At 31.5% G+C, this 16971-nt stretch carries 15 protein-coding genes; 6 read left to right on the top strand and 9 right to left on the bottom strand.

Annotated features, from left to right (window positions below; translation table 11 throughout):
• Window positions 1–43 precede the first annotated feature (43 nt).
• Entirely contained in the window at window positions 44–2452 is a 2409-nt protein-coding gene (locus tag H0I27_RS04240) for a TonB-dependent receptor (RefSeq protein ID WP_218732652.1), read from the top strand.
• A gap of 22 nt (window positions 2453–2474) precedes the next feature.
• Here the strand turns inward: H0I27_RS04240 and H0I27_RS04235 are convergent, their stop codons facing one another.
• The 5 genes from H0I27_RS04235 to H0I27_RS04215 all read right to left on the bottom strand — a co-directional run bounded on the left by H0I27_RS04235 (window position 2475) and on the right by H0I27_RS04215 (window position 7959).
• The gene (locus H0I27_RS04235; protein WP_218732651.1) at window positions 2475–3452 is read right to left on the bottom strand and encodes a polyprenyl synthetase family protein; all 978 of its coding nucleotides are present in this window, start codon (window positions 3450–3452) and stop codon (window positions 2475–2477) included.
• Between the two features lie 79 nt (window positions 3453–3531).
• Complete coding sequence (rlmN, locus tag H0I27_RS04230; RefSeq protein WP_218732650.1) at window positions 3532–4569, bottom strand: 23S rRNA (adenine(2503)-C(2))-methyltransferase RlmN; 1038 nt, start codon at window positions 4567–4569, stop codon at window positions 3532–3534.
• Between the two features lie 225 nt (window positions 4570–4794).
• A complete protein-coding gene (gene queA, locus H0I27_RS04225; RefSeq protein WP_218732649.1) occupies window positions 4795–5844 on the bottom strand; it encodes a tRNA preQ1(34) S-adenosylmethionine ribosyltransferase-isomerase QueA in 1050 nt (349 codons plus the stop codon).
• 72 nt (window positions 5845–5916) lie between these two features.
• Window positions 5917–7146: a 3-phosphoshikimate 1-carboxyvinyltransferase gene (locus tag H0I27_RS04220; protein ID WP_218732648.1), complete on the bottom strand. Its 1230-nt coding sequence runs from the start codon at window positions 7144–7146 to the stop codon at window positions 5917–5919.
• Window positions 7147–7257: 111 nt separating this feature from the next.
• Window positions 7258–7959, bottom strand: coding sequence for a crotonase/enoyl-CoA hydratase family protein (locus H0I27_RS04215; RefSeq protein WP_218732647.1), 702 nt, complete (start codon window positions 7957–7959; stop codon window positions 7258–7260).
• A gap of 276 nt (window positions 7960–8235) precedes the next feature.
• On the opposite strand from H0I27_RS04215, the gene H0I27_RS04210 reads away from it, so the two are divergent.
• Window positions 8236–9537 carry a voltage-gated chloride channel family protein gene (locus H0I27_RS04210; protein ID WP_218732646.1) on the top strand — a complete coding sequence of 434 codons (1302 nt, stop codon included), beginning with the start codon at window positions 8236–8238 and terminating at the stop codon, window positions 9535–9537.
• Between the two features lie 21 nt (window positions 9538–9558).
• Here the strand turns inward: H0I27_RS04210 and H0I27_RS04205 are convergent, their stop codons facing one another.
• Window positions 9559–10521, bottom strand: coding sequence for a DoxX family protein (locus H0I27_RS04205; protein ID WP_218732645.1), 963 nt, complete (start codon window positions 10519–10521; stop codon window positions 9559–9561).
• A gap of 139 nt (window positions 10522–10660) precedes the next feature.
• On the bottom strand, window positions 10661–11197 hold the full coding sequence (locus tag H0I27_RS04200; RefSeq protein WP_218732644.1) for a DUF1599 domain-containing protein: 537 nt from the start codon (window positions 11195–11197) through the stop codon (window positions 10661–10663).
• Window positions 11198–11286: 89 nt separating this feature from the next.
• Here H0I27_RS04200 and H0I27_RS04195 point away from each other — a divergent pair, with 89 nt between their 5' ends.
• The 4 genes from H0I27_RS04195 to cdaA all read left to right on the top strand — a co-directional run bounded on the left by H0I27_RS04195 (window position 11287) and on the right by cdaA (window position 14474).
• Window positions 11287–11868: a TIGR00730 family Rossman fold protein gene (locus H0I27_RS04195; RefSeq protein ID WP_218732643.1), complete on the top strand. Its 582-nt coding sequence runs from the start codon at window positions 11287–11289 to the stop codon at window positions 11866–11868.
• A 1-nt stretch (window position 11869) separates the two neighbouring features.
• A complete protein-coding gene (folP, locus tag H0I27_RS04190; protein ID WP_218732642.1) occupies window positions 11870–12694 on the top strand; it encodes a dihydropteroate synthase in 825 nt (274 codons plus the stop codon).
• Between the two features lie 345 nt (window positions 12695–13039).
• Window positions 13040–13645 (top strand): biopolymer transporter ExbD, encoded by a 606-nt coding sequence (locus tag H0I27_RS04185; protein WP_218732641.1) that lies wholly within the window; start codon window positions 13040–13042, stop codon window positions 13643–13645.
• A gap of 52 nt (window positions 13646–13697) precedes the next feature.
• A complete protein-coding gene (gene cdaA, locus H0I27_RS04180) occupies window positions 13698–14474 on the top strand; it encodes a diadenylate cyclase CdaA (protein WP_218732640.1) in 777 nt (258 codons plus the stop codon).
• A gap of 79 nt (window positions 14475–14553) precedes the next feature.
• On the opposite strand, the gene H0I27_RS04175 is transcribed toward cdaA, so the two are convergent.
• Together H0I27_RS04175 and H0I27_RS04170 are read right to left on the bottom strand one after the other, a co-directional pair.
• Window positions 14554–15153 (bottom strand): hypothetical protein, encoded by a 600-nt coding sequence (locus H0I27_RS04175; protein WP_218732639.1) that lies wholly within the window; start codon window positions 15151–15153, stop codon window positions 14554–14556.
• 50 nt (window positions 15154–15203) lie between these two features.
• Window positions 15204–16970: an ABC transporter ATP-binding protein gene (locus H0I27_RS04170; protein ID WP_218732638.1), complete on the bottom strand. Its 1767-nt coding sequence runs from the start codon at window positions 16968–16970 to the stop codon at window positions 15204–15206.
• Between the last annotated feature and the right edge of the window lies 1 nt (window position 16971).

The raw sequence follows: 16971 nt of genomic DNA, 5'->3' as shown, positions 1-16971 counted from the left end.
TTGATAAATAACCTTGAGATTTATCAACACCAAAAACCTAGAAATGATTAAAAAAATTACTTTTATTTTTTTCCTTTTACTCTTAAACTATACTACAAGCTCTCAAATTCTTACAGTAATAAATAAAGAGACTAAAGAAACTTTAGAGCAAGTAACTATATTTAACAAACAAACCAATAATTATGTTACTACAAACGGAGAAGGACAAGCAGATATTAGTGATTTTATAAATGCGGAAACATTGGAAGTTCGGTTTCTTGGTTTTAAAACTAAAATTAAAAGTTACGAAGCTTTTAAACAAAATAACTTTCTAGTACACCTAACTCCTACAATATTAAGAATAGATGAAATTGTAATTTCTGCTACAAAATGGAAACAAAAAACATCTGATTTAGCTACTAAAGTTACTGTTATATCACCAAAGGCAATCGCATTAATGAACACACAAACGGCTGCAGACTTGCTTACCGTTTCTGGTAAAGTATTTATGCAGAAAAGCCAACAAGGAGGCGGAAGTCCGTTAATTAGAGGTTTTGCTACCAACAGATTGCTATATACCATTGATGGTGTTAGAATGAATAATGCCATTTTTAGAGCTGGTAATATTCAGAATGTAATTTCTTTAGATCCTTTTGCCATAGAAGAAACCGAAATCATTTTTGGTCCTGGTTCTGTTATTTACGGAAGTGATGCTATTGGTGCTGTAATGAGTTTTAAAACCTTATCACCAAGTTTGTCTTTAGATGATGAAACACTAATTACAGGAAATGCTTTAACACGATTCTCTTCTGCAAATGAAGAAAAAACCTATCATGCAGATTTTAATCTAGGCTATAAAAAATGGGCATTTGTTACTAGTTTAAGTTATAATGATTATGGCGACTTAAGAATGGGAAGCGATGGTCTGGAAGAATATTTAAGAAATGTATATGTTGAAAGACAGAACAATGAAGATATTGTAATTACCAATAAAGATCCAAAAATTCAGACTCCTTCGGGTTACACACAAACCAACTTGATGCAAAAAGTGAGATTTAAACCAAATGAAAAATGGAATTTTGAATATGGTTTTCACTTATCAGAAACCTCTAGTTACTCTAGATACGATAGACATTTAAGAACAAAAGACGGAAATCCTCGTTATGGAGAATGGAGCTACGGTCCACAAAAATGGATGATGAATAATTTTGAAATCAACAAGAAAGGAAGCAATTCATTTTATGATGATGTAACTTTAAGATTGACCTATCAAAAATTTGATGAAAGCAGAATTAGTAGAGATTTTAATGATAATGAAAGAGAAACAAGAACAGAACGAGTAGATGCCTACTCTACCAACTTAGATTTTTCTAAAAGCTTAAGTGCAAAAAGTAAATTATTTTACGGAACAGAATATGTTTATAATGATGTAAATTCTACAGGAGTAAACACAGATATTGATACCAATATTTCTCAAGCAGGACCTAGTAGATATCCAGATTCTAATTGGTCTTCTTTAGGGGTTTATGTTTCTAACCAATATAACCATTCTAAAAAATGGGTTTTACAATCTGGTTTGCGTTATAATTTTTACAGCTTAAACGCTACTTTCGATACTACTTTTTACCCTTTACCTTTTACAGAAGCCAATATAAATGACGGTGCTTTAACCGGTAGCTTAGGTTTGGTTTTTAGACCAAAAGAAGATTGGTTATTAAGTACAAATTTCTCTACCGCTTTTCGATCTCCTAATGTAGATGATGTTGGTAAAATTTTCGATTCTGAACCTGGATCTGTCGTAGTTCCTAACCCAGATTTAAAAGCTGAATATGCTTACAATACAGATGTTTCTGTAGCAAAAACCTTTGGTGATTATTTAAAGCTAGAAGTTACTGGATTTTACACCCATTTAAAAGACGCCATGGTAAAAAGAGACTATACTTTAAATGGTGAAACTGAAATGCTATATGATGGTGAGTTAAGTACAATACAAGCAATTCAAAATGCTGCCAATGCACATGTGTATGGTTTTCAGACAGGTTTTGAAGCAGAACTTGGTAGTGGAATTGGATTTTCATCAACAGTTAGTTATCAAAAAGGAGAAGAAGAATTAGATAATGGAGATAAAAGCCCTTCTAGACACGCTGCTCCTTGGTTTGGTTCTACACGCCTAACTTATAATGCGAGTAAATTAAAAGCGCAACTATATGCAGATTATAGTGGTTCTGTGGCTTATGAAGATTTACCTGACAGTGAAAAAGCAAAAGATTATATGTATGCAATTGATGCAAATGGAAATCCATATTCGCCATCTTACATTACGTTAAACTTAAAAACATCGTATAGATTTACAGATAATTTATTAATTTCTACAGGATTAGAAAACATTACAGACAAACGTTATAGACCGTATAGTTCTGGAATTGTTTCTCCAGGTAGAAACTTTGTAATTTCTTTAAAAGCGAATATTTAAAATAATTTTAAAGTCTGTTAACCTATATTTTACGTTCTACAACGTAATCTATCATGGCTAATAAAGAGTCTTTATATGGAGATGTAGGGAAATCTTCTAATATAGCTAAAGCTTTGTTTTTGTAATCATTCATCTTGGTGGTTGTATATTCTATACCACCTTTTTCTTTTACAAAAGCAATTACCTCTTTAACTCGTTTTTTATTTTTGTTGTGTTTTTTTACAGAATTAATCAACCAAGCTTTCTCCTTTTTAGAACAGTTATTTAAGGTATAGATTAAAGGCAAGGTCATCTTTTGTTCTTTAATATCGATACCTGTTGGCTTCCCAATATTTGCTTCTGTATAATCAAACAAATCATCTTTAATTTGAAACGCGATACCAATATACTCACCAAATTTTCGCATTTTTCTAACGCAATCTTGATTTGCACCGACAGAAGCAGCTCCAATACCACAACAAGCAGCAATTAATGTTGCTGTCTTTTTTCTGATGATATCAAAATATACTTCTTCTGTAATATCTAATTTTCTAGCTTTTTCTATCTGAAGTAGTTCACCTTCGCTCATTTCACGAACGGCAATAGAAATTAGTTTTAGCAAATCGAAATCTTCATTATCTATGGATAACAACAATCCTTTTGATAATAAAAAATCTCCAACCAAAACGGCAATTTTATTTTTCCAAAGTGCATTTACAGAGAAAAAACCACGTCTTCTATTACTTTCATCTACCACATCATCATGAACCAAAGTAGCGGTATGAATCAATTCTACTACAGAAGCACCTCTATAGGTTCTTTCATCGAAACCTCCATTAGAAACCATTTTTGCCACTAAAAAGACAAACATTGGTCGCATTTGTTTTCCTTTTCTACGAACAATATAATAGGTAATTCTGTTTAAAAGCGGAACTTTAGACAACATAGAATCCTTGAACTTTTCTTCAAAGAGTTCCATTTCATTTTTAATGGGAAGTTTAATAAGTTCTACTGGCTTCATTTGTACTAGATGAGTTTTTGAAAGTCAAAAATAGGGAAATTAATAAGATACTGAAACAAGTTCTGTACCGCTATTTTCTTTAAGATTTATTTGCTAATTGCCCACAAGCAGCATCAATATCCTTACCTCTACTTCTTCTAACATTTACAGTAATATCATTCATTTCTAAGTTAGAAATATAATTATTAATTACAGACGGACTTGCTTGTTGAAACTCTCCATCGTCAATAGGGTTGTATTCAATTAAATTGATTTTACAAGGCACTGCTTTACAAAAGGCAACCAAAGCCTTTATATCTTCTTTTCTATCGTTGATACCTCCCCAAACAATATACTCATACGTAATTGCTCTTCCTGTTTTTTCGTACCAATATTCTAAAGACTCTCTTAAATCTTTTAATGGAAAAGTAGCATTAAATGGCATTACCTTAGTTCTTATCTCATCGATTGCAGAGTGTAAAGAAACTGCTAAATTAAATTTAGCTTCTTCATCTGCCATCATTTTTATCATTTTTGGCACTCCAGATGTAGAAACAGTAATTCTTTTAGATGACATACCTAAACCTTCTGGAGATGTAATCATCTCTATAGATTTCATTACATTTTTATAGTTCATAAGAGGTTCTCCCATTCCCATAAAAACAATGTTTGTTAGTTTCTTATCATAATACAACCTACTTTGTTTGTCGATTACTACAACTTGATCGTAAATTTCATCTGGGTTTAGATTACGCATTCTTTTTAAACGTGATGTTGCACAGAATAAACAATCTAAACTACACCCAACCTGACTAGAAACACAGGCTGTTGTTCTTTTTTCTGTAGGAATTAAAACAGATTCCACAATTAAACCATCGTGTAATTTAATTCCGTTTTTTATAGTTCCGTCTTTACTTTTCTGCATAGAATCTACTTTGATATGATTAATAACAAAGTTTGCTTCTAACATTTCTCTAGTTTCTTTAGAGATGTTTGTCATGGCATCAAAAGTATGTAAAGACTTACTCCAAAGCCATTCATATACTTGATTTCCTCTAAAGGCTTTGTCGCCATTTTCTACAAAAAAATCGCGTAATTGTTCTTTAGTTAAGGCTCTTATGTCTTTCTTTTTAGTCAAGTTTTCTAGTTTTTAAAAATAGAGTTGCAAAAATACGCATATAATTTTAGCTTATTACTATAGTTTGCTAATTGGCTGCGTTAGCGATTGAAGTGGCATCCTTTTTTGTTTTTTTTTAACAAAAAAGATATAACGGAAAGCGCGACCTTTTTAGGGAACGCCCAAAAACAGAAAAACTGACAATTAAAATAACTGTCAGTTTTTAGTTTTAAATTCTTAACAGAATTATATGATTAACATAGCATCTCCGTACGTAGAGAATTTATATCCTTCTTTTATAGCTACTTTATATGCTTCCATAACAAAATCGTAACCACCAAAAGCAGCTGCTTGCATTAATAAGGTAGATTTTGGTGTGTGAAAATTAGTAATCATTGCAGTTGCAATACTAAAATCATGCGGAGGGAAAATAAATTTATTTGTCCAACCTGTATATCCGTTTAACTCACCTTTAGAAGAAACTGAAGATTCTATAGCTCTCATTACTGTAGTACCAACAGCACAAACTCTTCTTTTTTCTTTTTTAGCTTTGTTAATTTTAGTTGCCGTAGCATCTGAAATATCAATTTGCTCAGAATCCATTTTATGCTTCGATAAATCTTCTACTTCTACTGGGCTAAATGTACCTAAACCAACGTGTAATGTAGTTTCTGCAAACTCAACTCCTTTAATTTCTAAACGTTTCATTAAATGTTTAGAGAAGTGTAAACCAGCTGTTGGTGCTGCAACTGCTCCTTCATGTTTTGCGTAAATAGTTTGGTAACGCTCATCATCTAAAGGTTCTACTTCTCTACCTATAGCTTTAGGTAATGGAGTTTGACCTAATTCTAATAATTTTGCTCTAAATTCTTCGTAAGAACCGTCAAACAAAAAACGTAAAGTTCTTCCTCTTGATGTTGTGTTGTCTATTACCTCTGCTACTAAACTATCATCGTCTCCAAAAAATAATTTGTTTCCAATTCTAATTTTTCTTGCTGGATCTACTAAAACATCCCACAATCTATTTTCTGAATTTAGTTCTCTTAATAAGAAAACCTCTATTCTAGCACCTGTTTTTTCTTTATTACCATACATTCTTGCAGGAAAAACTTTGGTATTATTCAACATCATAACATCACCTTCATCAAAGTAATCTATTACATCTTTAAAAACCTTATGTTCTATGGTTTGTTCTTTCCTGTTTAATACCATTAAGCGAGACTCATCTCTATGTTCAGCAGGATACGTTGCTAACAATTCTTCTGGTAAATCAAATTCAAAATGCGATAATTTCATATATATATTTGCTTATAACGAGCGCAAAGATACGATATCGGGATAGGCGTTGTCAAGTGTTTGCCTAATTATTTACACTTTATCTATTTTAATGCCAATTTGTTGCATGTCATCCCAAAACTTTTGGTACGATTTTGTAACCACTTCAGCATTTAAAATTTTAATAGGAACTCTTAGCGCCAAAGGTGCAAATGCCATTGCCATTCTATGATCGTTATACGTTTTTATAGAAATATTAGGATTTATTGTCGCAGAAATTTCTAAATGCAAACTTTTATCGGTTACAGAAATTGTAGCTCCTAAATTGGTTAACTCGTCATTTAAAGCGACTAACCTATCTGTTTCTTTAATTTTTAAGGTATGTAAACCAGTTAAATTACACGCAATATTTTCTGCAAAACAAGTTACAACAATTGTTTGTGCAATATCTGGTGCATTTTTTAAGTCGATTTCTAAAGTTGATTTCTTTGTTTCTTTTACTTTTTTTAGGGTGATAAAATTATCACCGAAAATAGTTTCTACTCCAAAATGCTGATAGATTTCTGCCAAACAAGAATCTCCTTGTAAGCTTTCTTTTTTATAAGCTGATAAAGAAATTTCTGAACCTATTTCTGCCAAAGCAGCAATTGAGTAAAAATAACTTGCAGAAGACCAATCTGATTCTACCACAACTGTTTGTTTTTCCACAGATTTCTTAGGCAAAACTTTAATAAAGTTTCCTTCAAAATTAGTTTCAATACCTAATTGATTTAACAAACTTAAGGTCATATTAATATAAGGAACAGAGGTAATTTTACCTAGCAACTCTATTTCTAATCCGTTTTCTAATTTGGATGCAATTAGCAACATAGAAGAAATGTATTGACTACTTACATTTCCATTAATTTGCACTTTATCTGTTGTTATTTTAGAACCTTTAATTCTAATTGGTGGATAGCCAACTTTATCTTCATAAGAAATCGTTGCCCCTAAGTCTTTTAAAGCATTTACCAAGATTTCGATTGGTCTGTTTTGCATTCTCTCAGAACCTGTAAGAACAACCTCTCTACCTTCTTTAACTGCAAAATAAGATGTTAAAAAACGCATTGCTGTACCTGCATGACCAATATTTACAACTCCATCTTTTGTAGAAAGTGCATGTTGCATGTGTACTGAATCGTCTGAATCTGATAAATTTTCTATAGAAAGTTCTGGAAATAAATTTTGAAGAATCAGCAATCTATTCGATTCACTTTTAGAACCAGAGATTGTTATTTTCTCATTAATCTTTTTATTATCTACAACATTTAATAATATATCCATCTCTGTAAGTTCTATAAATTGGTTTTATTAACAAAGTGCCAAAGTTACCACTCAAAAGGCTTTTACCAAAGTTTCTTTGCTTTAAATAAATGTAAAAATTGTGTGCTTTTATTAAGAATTGATAGAGATATCGCTATTTAAATCCAATTCAATTGCATTTTCTAAATCTTCTAAATGCTGTTTTCTAACTTTTAACTTTGTTGCTGCATGTGCTTTTTTATTCAATTTAGAAAACATGCCTGCAACTTTTATTGTTGTTGGTAACAAATGGTCTGCAGAAACAATTAGATCTAAAAAACCAGCTTTTACAGCATCTTTTGGATTGTAAATTTCAGAATTATTTACACTTCTATTTAAATACACCTCAGACAATCTAGATTTGGCAATTGCAATACCTGCATTGTGCATGGTCATACCAATCATTACTTCATTTAATCCGATTTTAAAATCGCCTTCTATTCCAATTCGATAATCTGCAGAAAGCAATAAAAAAGCCCCTTTTGCAATAGCGTGACCAGAACAAGCAATAATAATTGGTTGCGGAAAAGACAACATTTTTAAAGACAATTTAGAACCTTTTGTTACCAATTCCTTAGCTGCTTCAGCCGATTTTGTCATCACTTTTAAATCGAACCCACCAGAAAAAATTCCGTTTTGTCCTGTAAGAACAACTACCTTATTTTCTGCTGATGCTTTGTCTAAACCAGCATTCAAACCTTCTATTACTTCATGAGATATCGCATTTGCTTTTCCGTTATTAATCGTAATTAAATCGTAATTTTCTTCAGGTTGATAGGTAACAAATTTGTTCATTATTTTTATATTTTAAAACAAGTTACAATATAATCTAAAATTACAACATCAACAATTCGTCCTTCCATATTCATTTTATTTGGGCGTTACCTAAAGGTCGGGTTTTACGCTACAATCTTTTTATTCGTACCTCAAAAAAAGGATTTCTACTGCACCCCCTAACGCAACCTACTTGCTAACAATTTATAATTGAAGATTTATTAGTTATTATTTGTTTATTTTTGCCCAAAAGGAAAGAATTTAAAACTCCTTTTATATACAGAGGTTTAAAAACACATGGATAAAATTAAAAAGTTTTTTCTTCAATTTCAACAAAGTTTCTCTTTCGTTTTTCTATTAAAATGGACTTTTATTTGCTTACTTATTGGCGCATTAACGGGTAGTACTTCTGCTGTTTTTTTATGGACTTTAGAATGGGCTACAAATTATAGAGAAGCAAACCAATGGATTATTTGGCTGTTACCTGTGGCGGGTTTTGTAATTGGTTTATCCTATCATTATTATGGAGAGAGTGTTGTAAAAGGAAACAATTTATTATTAGAAGAGTTCCACAATCCTAAAAAAGTAATTCCTTTTAAAATGGCTCCTTTAGTCTTTTTAGGCACTATTCTTACGCATTTGTTTGGAGGTTCTGCAGGACGTGAGGGAACTGCTGTGCAAGTTGGTGGTGCTATTGCAGATCAGTTTACAAAACTTTTTAAATTAAATAACTTAGACAGAAAAATTATATTAATTGCAGGTATTAGCGCAGGTTTTGCTTCTGTTTTTGGAACACCTTTAGCTGGTGCAATTTTTGCTCTTGAAGTAATGGTAATCGGTAGAATTAAGTTTGATGCAATCATTCCGAGTTTTCTTGCGGCTGTTTTTGCAACCTACTTTTGCGATGTTTGGCAAATTTCTCATCACACACATTACACCATTTCTACCATTACAGCATTAACGCCAACGAGTATTTTATGGGCTTTGCTAGCAGGTATTATTTTTGGATTGGCAAGTATGCTATTTTCTAAATCTACACACTTTTGGGGTGTACTCTTTAAAAAACAAGTTAAATATGCGCCATTTCGACCTGTAATTGGTGGTATCGTTATAGCCGTAATTGTATATCTTATGGGAACGACAAAATACATAGGACTTGGTGTACCCACTATTGTAGATGCTTTTAATATCGATTTAAATTCTTATGATTTTATCTTAAAAATCTTATTCACTTCTTTTACTTTGGGAGCAGGATTTAAAGGAGGAGAAGTAACTCCTTTATTTTACATTGGTGCAACTTTGGGTAACGCCTTGGTGTGGTTTATTCCTTTGCCAATGGGTTTATTAGCAGGTATGGGATTTGTGGCTGTTTTTGCAGGAGCAACAAATACACCAATTGCTTGTACCATTATGGGAATTGAATTATTTGGTATTGAATCTGGTGTTTTTATTGCCTTGGCTTGTATTACTTCTTATTTATTTTCTGGGCATACTGGTATTTATACTGCTCAGGTTATTGGAAGTCCAAAACACTTATTTTCTAAAATTGAAAGAGGATTAACACTTACTGAAATTGATAATCAACACAGTAAAAGTTAATCCTTTGAATATTTAGTTATTCTATAATTCTATTTCATCAACATCTACCCAATTTTTCTTTTCTACAACAGTTCCTTTATCTAAAATAACAACACCCGGATTTCCTCTAATAATAGTTTTAAGGGTTGTTTCATCACAGAATAAAAAGTCGAAAGGCAAGTCATACTTTTCTTTTGCAAGAATTAAATCATCAGAAAAAGAAGCCGAAACTCCATAAACTGTATATCCTTTTGCTTTCGCTTTTGTTGCAATGTCTTTAATTGCCGGAAAACCGTTTTCATCAGCTTTGTCTAAGTTATAAACAATTACTAACATTACTTTTTCCTTCTTTAATAATTCTGGAGCTAAATCTGCTTGTTCATCCTCTAACATAAAATCATGTACTGGCGGAATACTACCATCTTTAGGATACACCATTCCTTCCGGAATATTCTTACCAATTGCATACGCTCTAAAATCTATAATAGGTAAATGTGTTAACACATGTTGCACAATAAATAAAAATGCTGCCAATGATAAAAACGTAATTACCTTCGGAATTTTACCTCCAAAAATAGGCTTCACATGTTTTACACCTAATACTAAAACTAACACTAGTGCTATTAAAATAACGTTTTTATAGAAAGTTCCCCAAGTAGATAATTTTACAGCATCTCCAAAACAACCGCAATCGGTTACTTTATCATAATATGCAGAATACCAAGTTAAAAACAAGAAAACAAGTGTTAGTAAAAACAAACTCCAAACAGTTAATTTAGATTTGTAACCAATCAAAACCATGACTCCCAGTAATATTTCTGCTACAATTAATACAATTGAAAAAGGCAATGCATACGGAATTAAAAACTCCATATTTAATACACTTTCCGAAAAATACTCTTCAAATTTATATTGAGAACCTATTGGGTCTACCAATTTTACAAAGCCAGAAAATATGAATAAGGCTCCTACTATAATTCTTGCTAATTGTACTAATATTTTCATTTATTCTATTTTTAACTTTTCTATAAAAATTATTTTATTTTTAATTTCTTGTTCCTACAAACAGATTGCTTCGTTCCTCGCAATGACGGAAACGCTGTTGCTTTCTGTCTTTGTAACTTCTAAAATTTGAAATTAAAACTTATTCCGCCAAATGAATCATTGCAAAAATGGCATAATTAATCATGTCTTGGTAATTGGCATCAATTCCTTCAGAAACCAATGTTTCCCCCTTATTATCTTCTATTTGCTTAACGCGTAATAATTTTTGTAAAATTAAATCTGTTAAACTAGAAACACGCATATCTCTCCAAGCTTCACCGTAATCATGATTTTTATTCATCATTAATTCTTTAGTAATTTTAGCATGTTTGTCATACAAAACAGTTGCTTGTTCAGTATTCAAATCTGGGTTTGCTACCACGCCATTTTCTAACTGAATTAACGCCATTATAGAATAATTGATGATTCCAATAAACTCAGACTTTTCTCCTTCATCCACTTTTCTAACGTCATTCTCTTGTAATTGACGAATTCTTTGTGCCTTAATAAATATTTGATCGGTTAACGATGGTAAACGTAAAATTCGCCATGCAGAACCATAATCACTCATTTTTTTTATAAATAAACTTCTGCATTCTTCAATTACAGCATCATATTGTTTAGATGTATCTTGCATTCTATCTTGTTAAAAAGTATTTGTTCAAAAATACTAAATACTAGATGCTTTTCATTTATTTTTACGAAAGAATTTTAAAACTCATAAAATTGAAAAAAGTTGTTGTTTTTTGTGGCTCAAGCTTAGGTTTTAATCCTATTTATAAAGAAGCTGCTGTAGCATTAGGAAATCATTTTGTAACTCACAAAATTGGTTTAGTTTATGGTGGTGGTAAAATAGGGATGATGGGCACTCTTGCCGATACAATTCTAGCACATAATGGCGAAGTTATTGGTGTAATTCCTCAATTATTAGAAAAAGAAGAAGTTGTACATGCTGGTGTAGAAGAAATGATTGTGTGTAAAACAATGAGCGAGCGTAAAGTAATTATGAGCCAATTAGTAGATGGTTATATTACACTTCCTGGAGGTTTTGGAACCTTAGATGAATTGTTTGAAGCACTTACTCTAGGTCAACTTTTTATTGAGCAAAAACCGGTAGGACTTTTAAATATTAACGGCTTTTTTGATGCTGTATTATTGCAATTAGACAAAATGATTGAAGAAGGTTTCTTAAAACAAACCAATAGAGATATGCTAATTGTTGGCACTTCTGTAGAAGATTTAATGCAAAAAATGAATGCCTACAAAGTTCCAAACATTACAGGCGTAATTAATAAAGTAGTAAGTTAGAATGACCATAAATTGCAAAGGTACTTTAGTCGATTTAGCATCACCAAAAGTGATGGGAATATTAAACATTACTCCCGATTCTTTTTTTGACGGCGGTAAATATAAAAATGAATCAGACATTCTTTCTCAAGTAGAAAAAATGCTTTTAGATGGCGCAACATTTATAGATGTTGGTGCTTATTCTTCCAGACCTGGTGCAAAACATATTTCAGAAGAAGAAGAGTTGCAAAGAATTGTGCCTGTTATCAATTTATTGGAGCAAAACTTCCCTGAAATTATTATTTCTGTAGATACTTTTAGAAGTAAAGTTGCGCAAGAAACTATCAATGCTGGAGCTGCAATTATAAACGATATTTCTGGCGGACAAATGGACAATAATATGTTTACAACCGTTGCCAACTTACAAGTTCCTTATATTTTAATGCATATGTTAGGTACTCCACAAAACATGCAGAAAAATCCCGTTTATACGGATGTAACTCAAGAAATTATTTCTTTTTTCGCTGCACAAATACACAAATTACATCAACTAAAGTTAAACGATATTATTATTGACGTTGGTTTTGGTTTTGGAAAAACCAATGTTCATAATTTTGAAATCTTAAAGAATTTATCACTTTTTAAAAGTTTAGACACACCTATTTTAGCCGGAATTTCCCGTAAATCCATGCTGTATAAAACCTTAGATATTTCTGCTCAAGAAGCTTTAAATGCTACTACTTCTGCAAACACAATTGCGCTGTTAAATGGCGCAAATATTTTACGTGTTCACGATGTTAAAGAAGCTGTAGAAGCTGTAAAAATTGTAAATCAAATCTCTTTTTAGAAGCTATTTCCTGCTTTCTGCTATATCTTTTTTACTTCTGTTCTCGATACATTTTTTCTTCCTACGTCAAAAAAACACTCGAACTGACAGTAAAAAAGGATGCCGCTTCAATCAGGGCTAAACTTGTTTGCAAAATTTTGCCATTTCGAAATGAGCGCTTTTTAGAGATTGAGAAATCTCAGATTGCTTCGTCATACTTCCTCGCAATGACAATACTAAAATATTTGGCATTCTTTTTGTTAAAGAAATGTTAACTTCAAATAACTACCTAGTCAAACTTTAAAATAGCTTCCGATTATTTTAATCGAGAAGAAATCATTTTATAAACTTTAAAAACTAGGAATTATGAGTAGAAAAGAGTCTCCAGAAATTAATGCTGGTTCGATGGCAGACATTGCATTTTTATTATTAATCTTTTTTTTGGTAACCACAACGATGAGTGTTGATGCCGGAATTTCCAAAAAAATCCCACAAAAACAAGAAAACCCCACAGATATTGACATCAATGAAAGAAATATCCTTGAGGTAAACATCAACAAAAACAATAAACTATTTGTAGATGGAAAAACGATTGAATTAAAGGAACTGAAACAGATTGCGATCAACTTTATAGACAATGGTGGTGGTTTAGACATTAACAAAAATAGTTGTAATTGGTGTAATGGAAGCAAAAACCCATCCTCTTCAGACCATCCCACAAAAGCAATTATAGCTATAAAAACAGATCGATTAACTACTTATGAAACCTATATTTCTACGTTAGATATTTTAAATTCTGCCTATACACATTTACGAAACAAACTGTCTGTAAAATTATACAATCAGAATTATGTGAGTTTGTTAGATACCTATAAAAATTCTAATAATAGCGATAAAAACATTCAAGAAAAAATAAAATTAATCCGAGAAAAATACCCATTATTAGTATCAGACATAGAATTTGATAATTGATATTGCTGTCAGCAAATTTATTAGTAATTTAGCCTAAAATCAGTCAATTTTCATGTTCGATTTTATTGAATTTTCTTTACTAGATGCTTTAGACATTGTATTAGTTGCCACACTACTCTATTACATTTACAAGCTATTAAAAGGTACAGTTGCTATTAATATTGTAATTGGAATTGCTTTTATTTTCTTAATTTGGAAAATAACACAAGCTCTAAAAATGGAAATGCTGAGTGGTATTTTGGGTTATCTACTTTCTGGTGGTGTTATTGCATTAATCATTGTTTTTCAGCAAGAAATAAGAAAATTCTTATTAATGATTGGTACGACAAATTTCACCAATAAACGAAGTTTTTTAAAACAGCTAAAATTTTTACATACAGAAATAGGTACTGAAATTGATACAGAAATAATTTTAGATGCATGTAAAAACATGGCTAAAACTAAAACTGGTGCTCTAATTGTTATTGAACGTACCAATGCTTTAGATTTTTTAATAAATACAGGAGATAGTATGAATGCTTTGGTAAATGTGGCTATTTTAGAAAGTGTATTCTATAAAAATAGTCCGTTACATGATGGTGCTTTAATTATTAGAGACAATTATATTGTGGCAACAAGAGTTATTTTACCTGTTTCCGACAGTACTAAAATCCCTTCTAGATTTGGATTAAGACATAGAGCAGCAATTGGTGTTTCAGAAAAAACAGATGCAGTTTGTTTATTAGTATCAGAAGAAACTGGGGAAATTTCTTACATTAAAGACGGTGGGTTCGAGTTGTATTCTGATTTTAACGAACTGGATGAAAAACTAAAAAAAGATTTAATGTAAACTCATTAAACATTAGAAAAATACATAAAAAAAGGTTCTCTAAATTGAGAACCTTTTTCCATTTATAATAATTATTTTTCTAGTTAGCTGCTGCCATTTTTGATTGAATAGAAGATAATACACTTTTGTATTTAGCTAATTCACTAGCATCTAATTTAGAAGCTAATTCTTTTCCTTTTGCTAATAAAGCAGCTCCTTTAGGTGCTAATGCAGAAATCTTTGTTAAACTACCATCAGCAGCAATATAATCTTTTGCATAAGCAGCATATTTAGTTAAATTTTCTGTTACAGCTTCATTAGAGAAACTAGGAATAGTAACTCCTGATAATGCAGAATCTTTTGCTCCAGAAACAGTTTCTTTAACTCCTTCTACAGCACTTTCAGCACCTTCAACAACAGCATTTGCAGCATCAGTTGCTCCTTCTACAACTGTAGTAGCAGCATCTTTTGCACCATCAACAACAGTGTTTGTTGCGTCAGTAGCTCCTTCTACAACAGCACCTGCTGCTTCTTTTGCCTCATTTGCTACTGTACCAGCAGCTTCTGTTGTAGCGTCTGCAGCTTTACCAGCTGTTTCTACTGTTGCATCCTTTAAATCTGATGCTCCTTTTTTTGCTTCTTTACAAGACGTTGCTAATAAAGAACCTGCAATTAATACAGATAATACGATTTTTTTCATTTTTTTGATTTGTTTGTTTGAACTACAAATGTAAATCAAAAAAAATGATTTTAAGAAGCTTTCTGTATGCTAAATTGCTTGTCATATAGGTTTTTATAATATCCTTTCTCCTTCTCTAACAGCTCATTATGAGTTCCTTCTTCCACAATTAACCCATTATCCATAACAATAATTTTATCCGCTTGCTTTATGGTTGCTAATCGATGTGCAATTACAATTGAAGTCCTACCTTTTGTGATGGTTTCAGTTGCATATTGAATCATTTGCTCTGCATGAGAATCAACAGAAGAAGTAGCTTCATCTAAAATTAAAATACTAGGCTTACTTACATAAGCACGTAAAAAAGCAATTAATTGTCGCTGACCTGAAGATAACATAGCACCACGTTCTTTTACATTGTATTGATAACCTCCTGGAAGTGTCATAATAAAATCATGAATTCCAATTTGTTTAGCCGCTTTTTCTACTTCTTCTAAGGTTATATTTTTATCTTTTAGAGTTATATTATTCATAATTGAATCTGAAAACAAGAATACATCTTGCAAAACGATAGCAACTTGATTTCTTAAACTGTCTAATGTATATTGATCTATAGAAACATCATCAACACAAATAGTACCACTATCTATTTCATAAAAACGGTTTATTAAGTTGATGATAGTAGATTTCCCTGCTCCTGTTGCTCCAACAATAGCTACTGTCTGTCCACTTTTCACATCCAAAGAAATTCCTTTTAATACTTCCTCTCCTTTTATATAACTGAATCTAACATCTTTTAAATTGATATTTCCTTTCAAGTTTCCAGCTGTAATTGTTCCGTTTTTAACAATACTACTATGGGTGTCTAAAACCTTAAAGACACGTTCTCCAGAAACAATTCCCATTTGTAACTGGTTAAATTTATCTGCAATTTGACGTAAAGGCCTAAATAACATTTGCGCCATTTGCACAAAAGCCATCACAGTACCAGGACCTGGCACAGCACCTCCAATAATTTGTTTACTTCCAAACCAAACAATTAAACCAATACCAATAGATGATAAAATTTCTGCAATAGGAAAGAAAATTGAAAAGTACCAAATAGTTTTTACGTATGCTTCTTTATGTTTATTATTGATATCATTAAAATTCTTATACTCAATTTTTTCTCTATTAAAGAGCTGCACAATCTTCATTCCGGTAACTCGCTCTTGCACAAATCCATTTAAATTTGCTACCTGATTTCTTACCTCTTGAAAAGTAGCTTTTATGGCTTTCTGAAAAACACTAGTAGCATAAATTAAAATGGGTAAAACAGCTAAAGCTATTAAAGCTAGTTTCCAATTAAAATAAAACATTAACGCAGCTACAGCAAACATTTGTAACACATCACTAACTATAGTAAAAACACCACTACTAAAAAAAGCGGCAATAGTCTCTATATCAGAAACGACTCTTGTAACCAATTTACCCACAGAATTCTTATCGAAATAAGACATTTTAAACTGTAAGATGTGTCTAAAAGTTTTTGCTCTAATATCTCTAATTATATGCTGACCAACCCAATTTGCAAAATAAATAAAAGTAAAACGCAGCAATACTTCTACAAGCACAACTACAAACATTAATATGATATTATTTATAAGGCCTTGTGCGTCTTTTTCTGTGATGTACTTGTCTACCGTTTCTTTTATTAAATATGGATTTAACAACGCAACAAACGACAATAAAATTGTAGAAAAAACGGCTATAAAAAAGTTTAATTTATAGCGTTTTGCAAAAGACATTAGCCTTAAAAAGATTTGTAAATCAAATGCATTTCCTGTTTTACCTGCCAAA

Source organism: Polaribacter sp. HaHaR_3_91, assembly GCF_019278525.1.
Taxonomy (GTDB): Bacteria; Bacteroidota; Bacteroidia; order Flavobacteriales; family Flavobacteriaceae; genus Polaribacter.
The sequence above is the reverse complement of the archived record's forward strand: the minus strand, read 5'-3'. Positions and strand labels throughout refer to the sequence as shown.

Coding starts and splice junctions, on each gene's coding strand:
- queA (WP_218732649.1), bottom strand. CDS start 5,844: ATGAAATTATCGCATTTTGAATTTGATTTACCAGAAGAATTGTTAGCA.
- H0I27_RS04215 (WP_218732647.1), bottom strand. CDS start 7,959: ATGAACAAATTTGTTACCTATCAACCTGAAGAAAATTACGATTTAATT.
- folP (WP_218732642.1), top strand. CDS start 11,870: ATGACCATAAATTGCAAAGGTACTTTAGTCGATTTAGCATCACCAAAA.
- H0I27_RS04205 (WP_218732645.1), bottom strand. CDS start 10,521: ATGAAAATATTAGTACAATTAGCAAGAATTATAGTAGGAGCCTTATTC.
- H0I27_RS04210 (WP_218732646.1), top strand. CDS start 8,236: ATGGATAAAATTAAAAAGTTTTTTCTTCAATTTCAACAAAGTTTCTCT.
- H0I27_RS04200 (WP_218732644.1), bottom strand. CDS start 11,197: ATGCAAGATACATCTAAACAATATGATGCTGTAATTGAAGAATGCAGA.
- cdaA (WP_218732640.1), top strand. CDS start 13,698: ATGTTCGATTTTATTGAATTTTCTTTACTAGATGCTTTAGACATTGTA.
- H0I27_RS04220 (WP_218732648.1), bottom strand. CDS start 7,146: ATGGATATATTATTAAATGTTGTAGATAATAAAAAGATTAATGAGAAA.
- H0I27_RS04240 (WP_218732652.1), top strand. CDS start 44: ATGATTAAAAAAATTACTTTTATTTTTTTCCTTTTACTCTTAAACTAT.
- H0I27_RS04175 (WP_218732639.1), bottom strand. CDS start 15,153: ATGAAAAAAATCGTATTATCTGTATTAATTGCAGGTTCTTTATTAGCA.
- H0I27_RS04185 (WP_218732641.1), top strand. CDS start 13,040: ATGAGTAGAAAAGAGTCTCCAGAAATTAATGCTGGTTCGATGGCAGAC.
- H0I27_RS04235 (WP_218732651.1), bottom strand. CDS start 3,452: ATGAAGCCAGTAGAACTTATTAAACTTCCCATTAAAAATGAAATGGAA.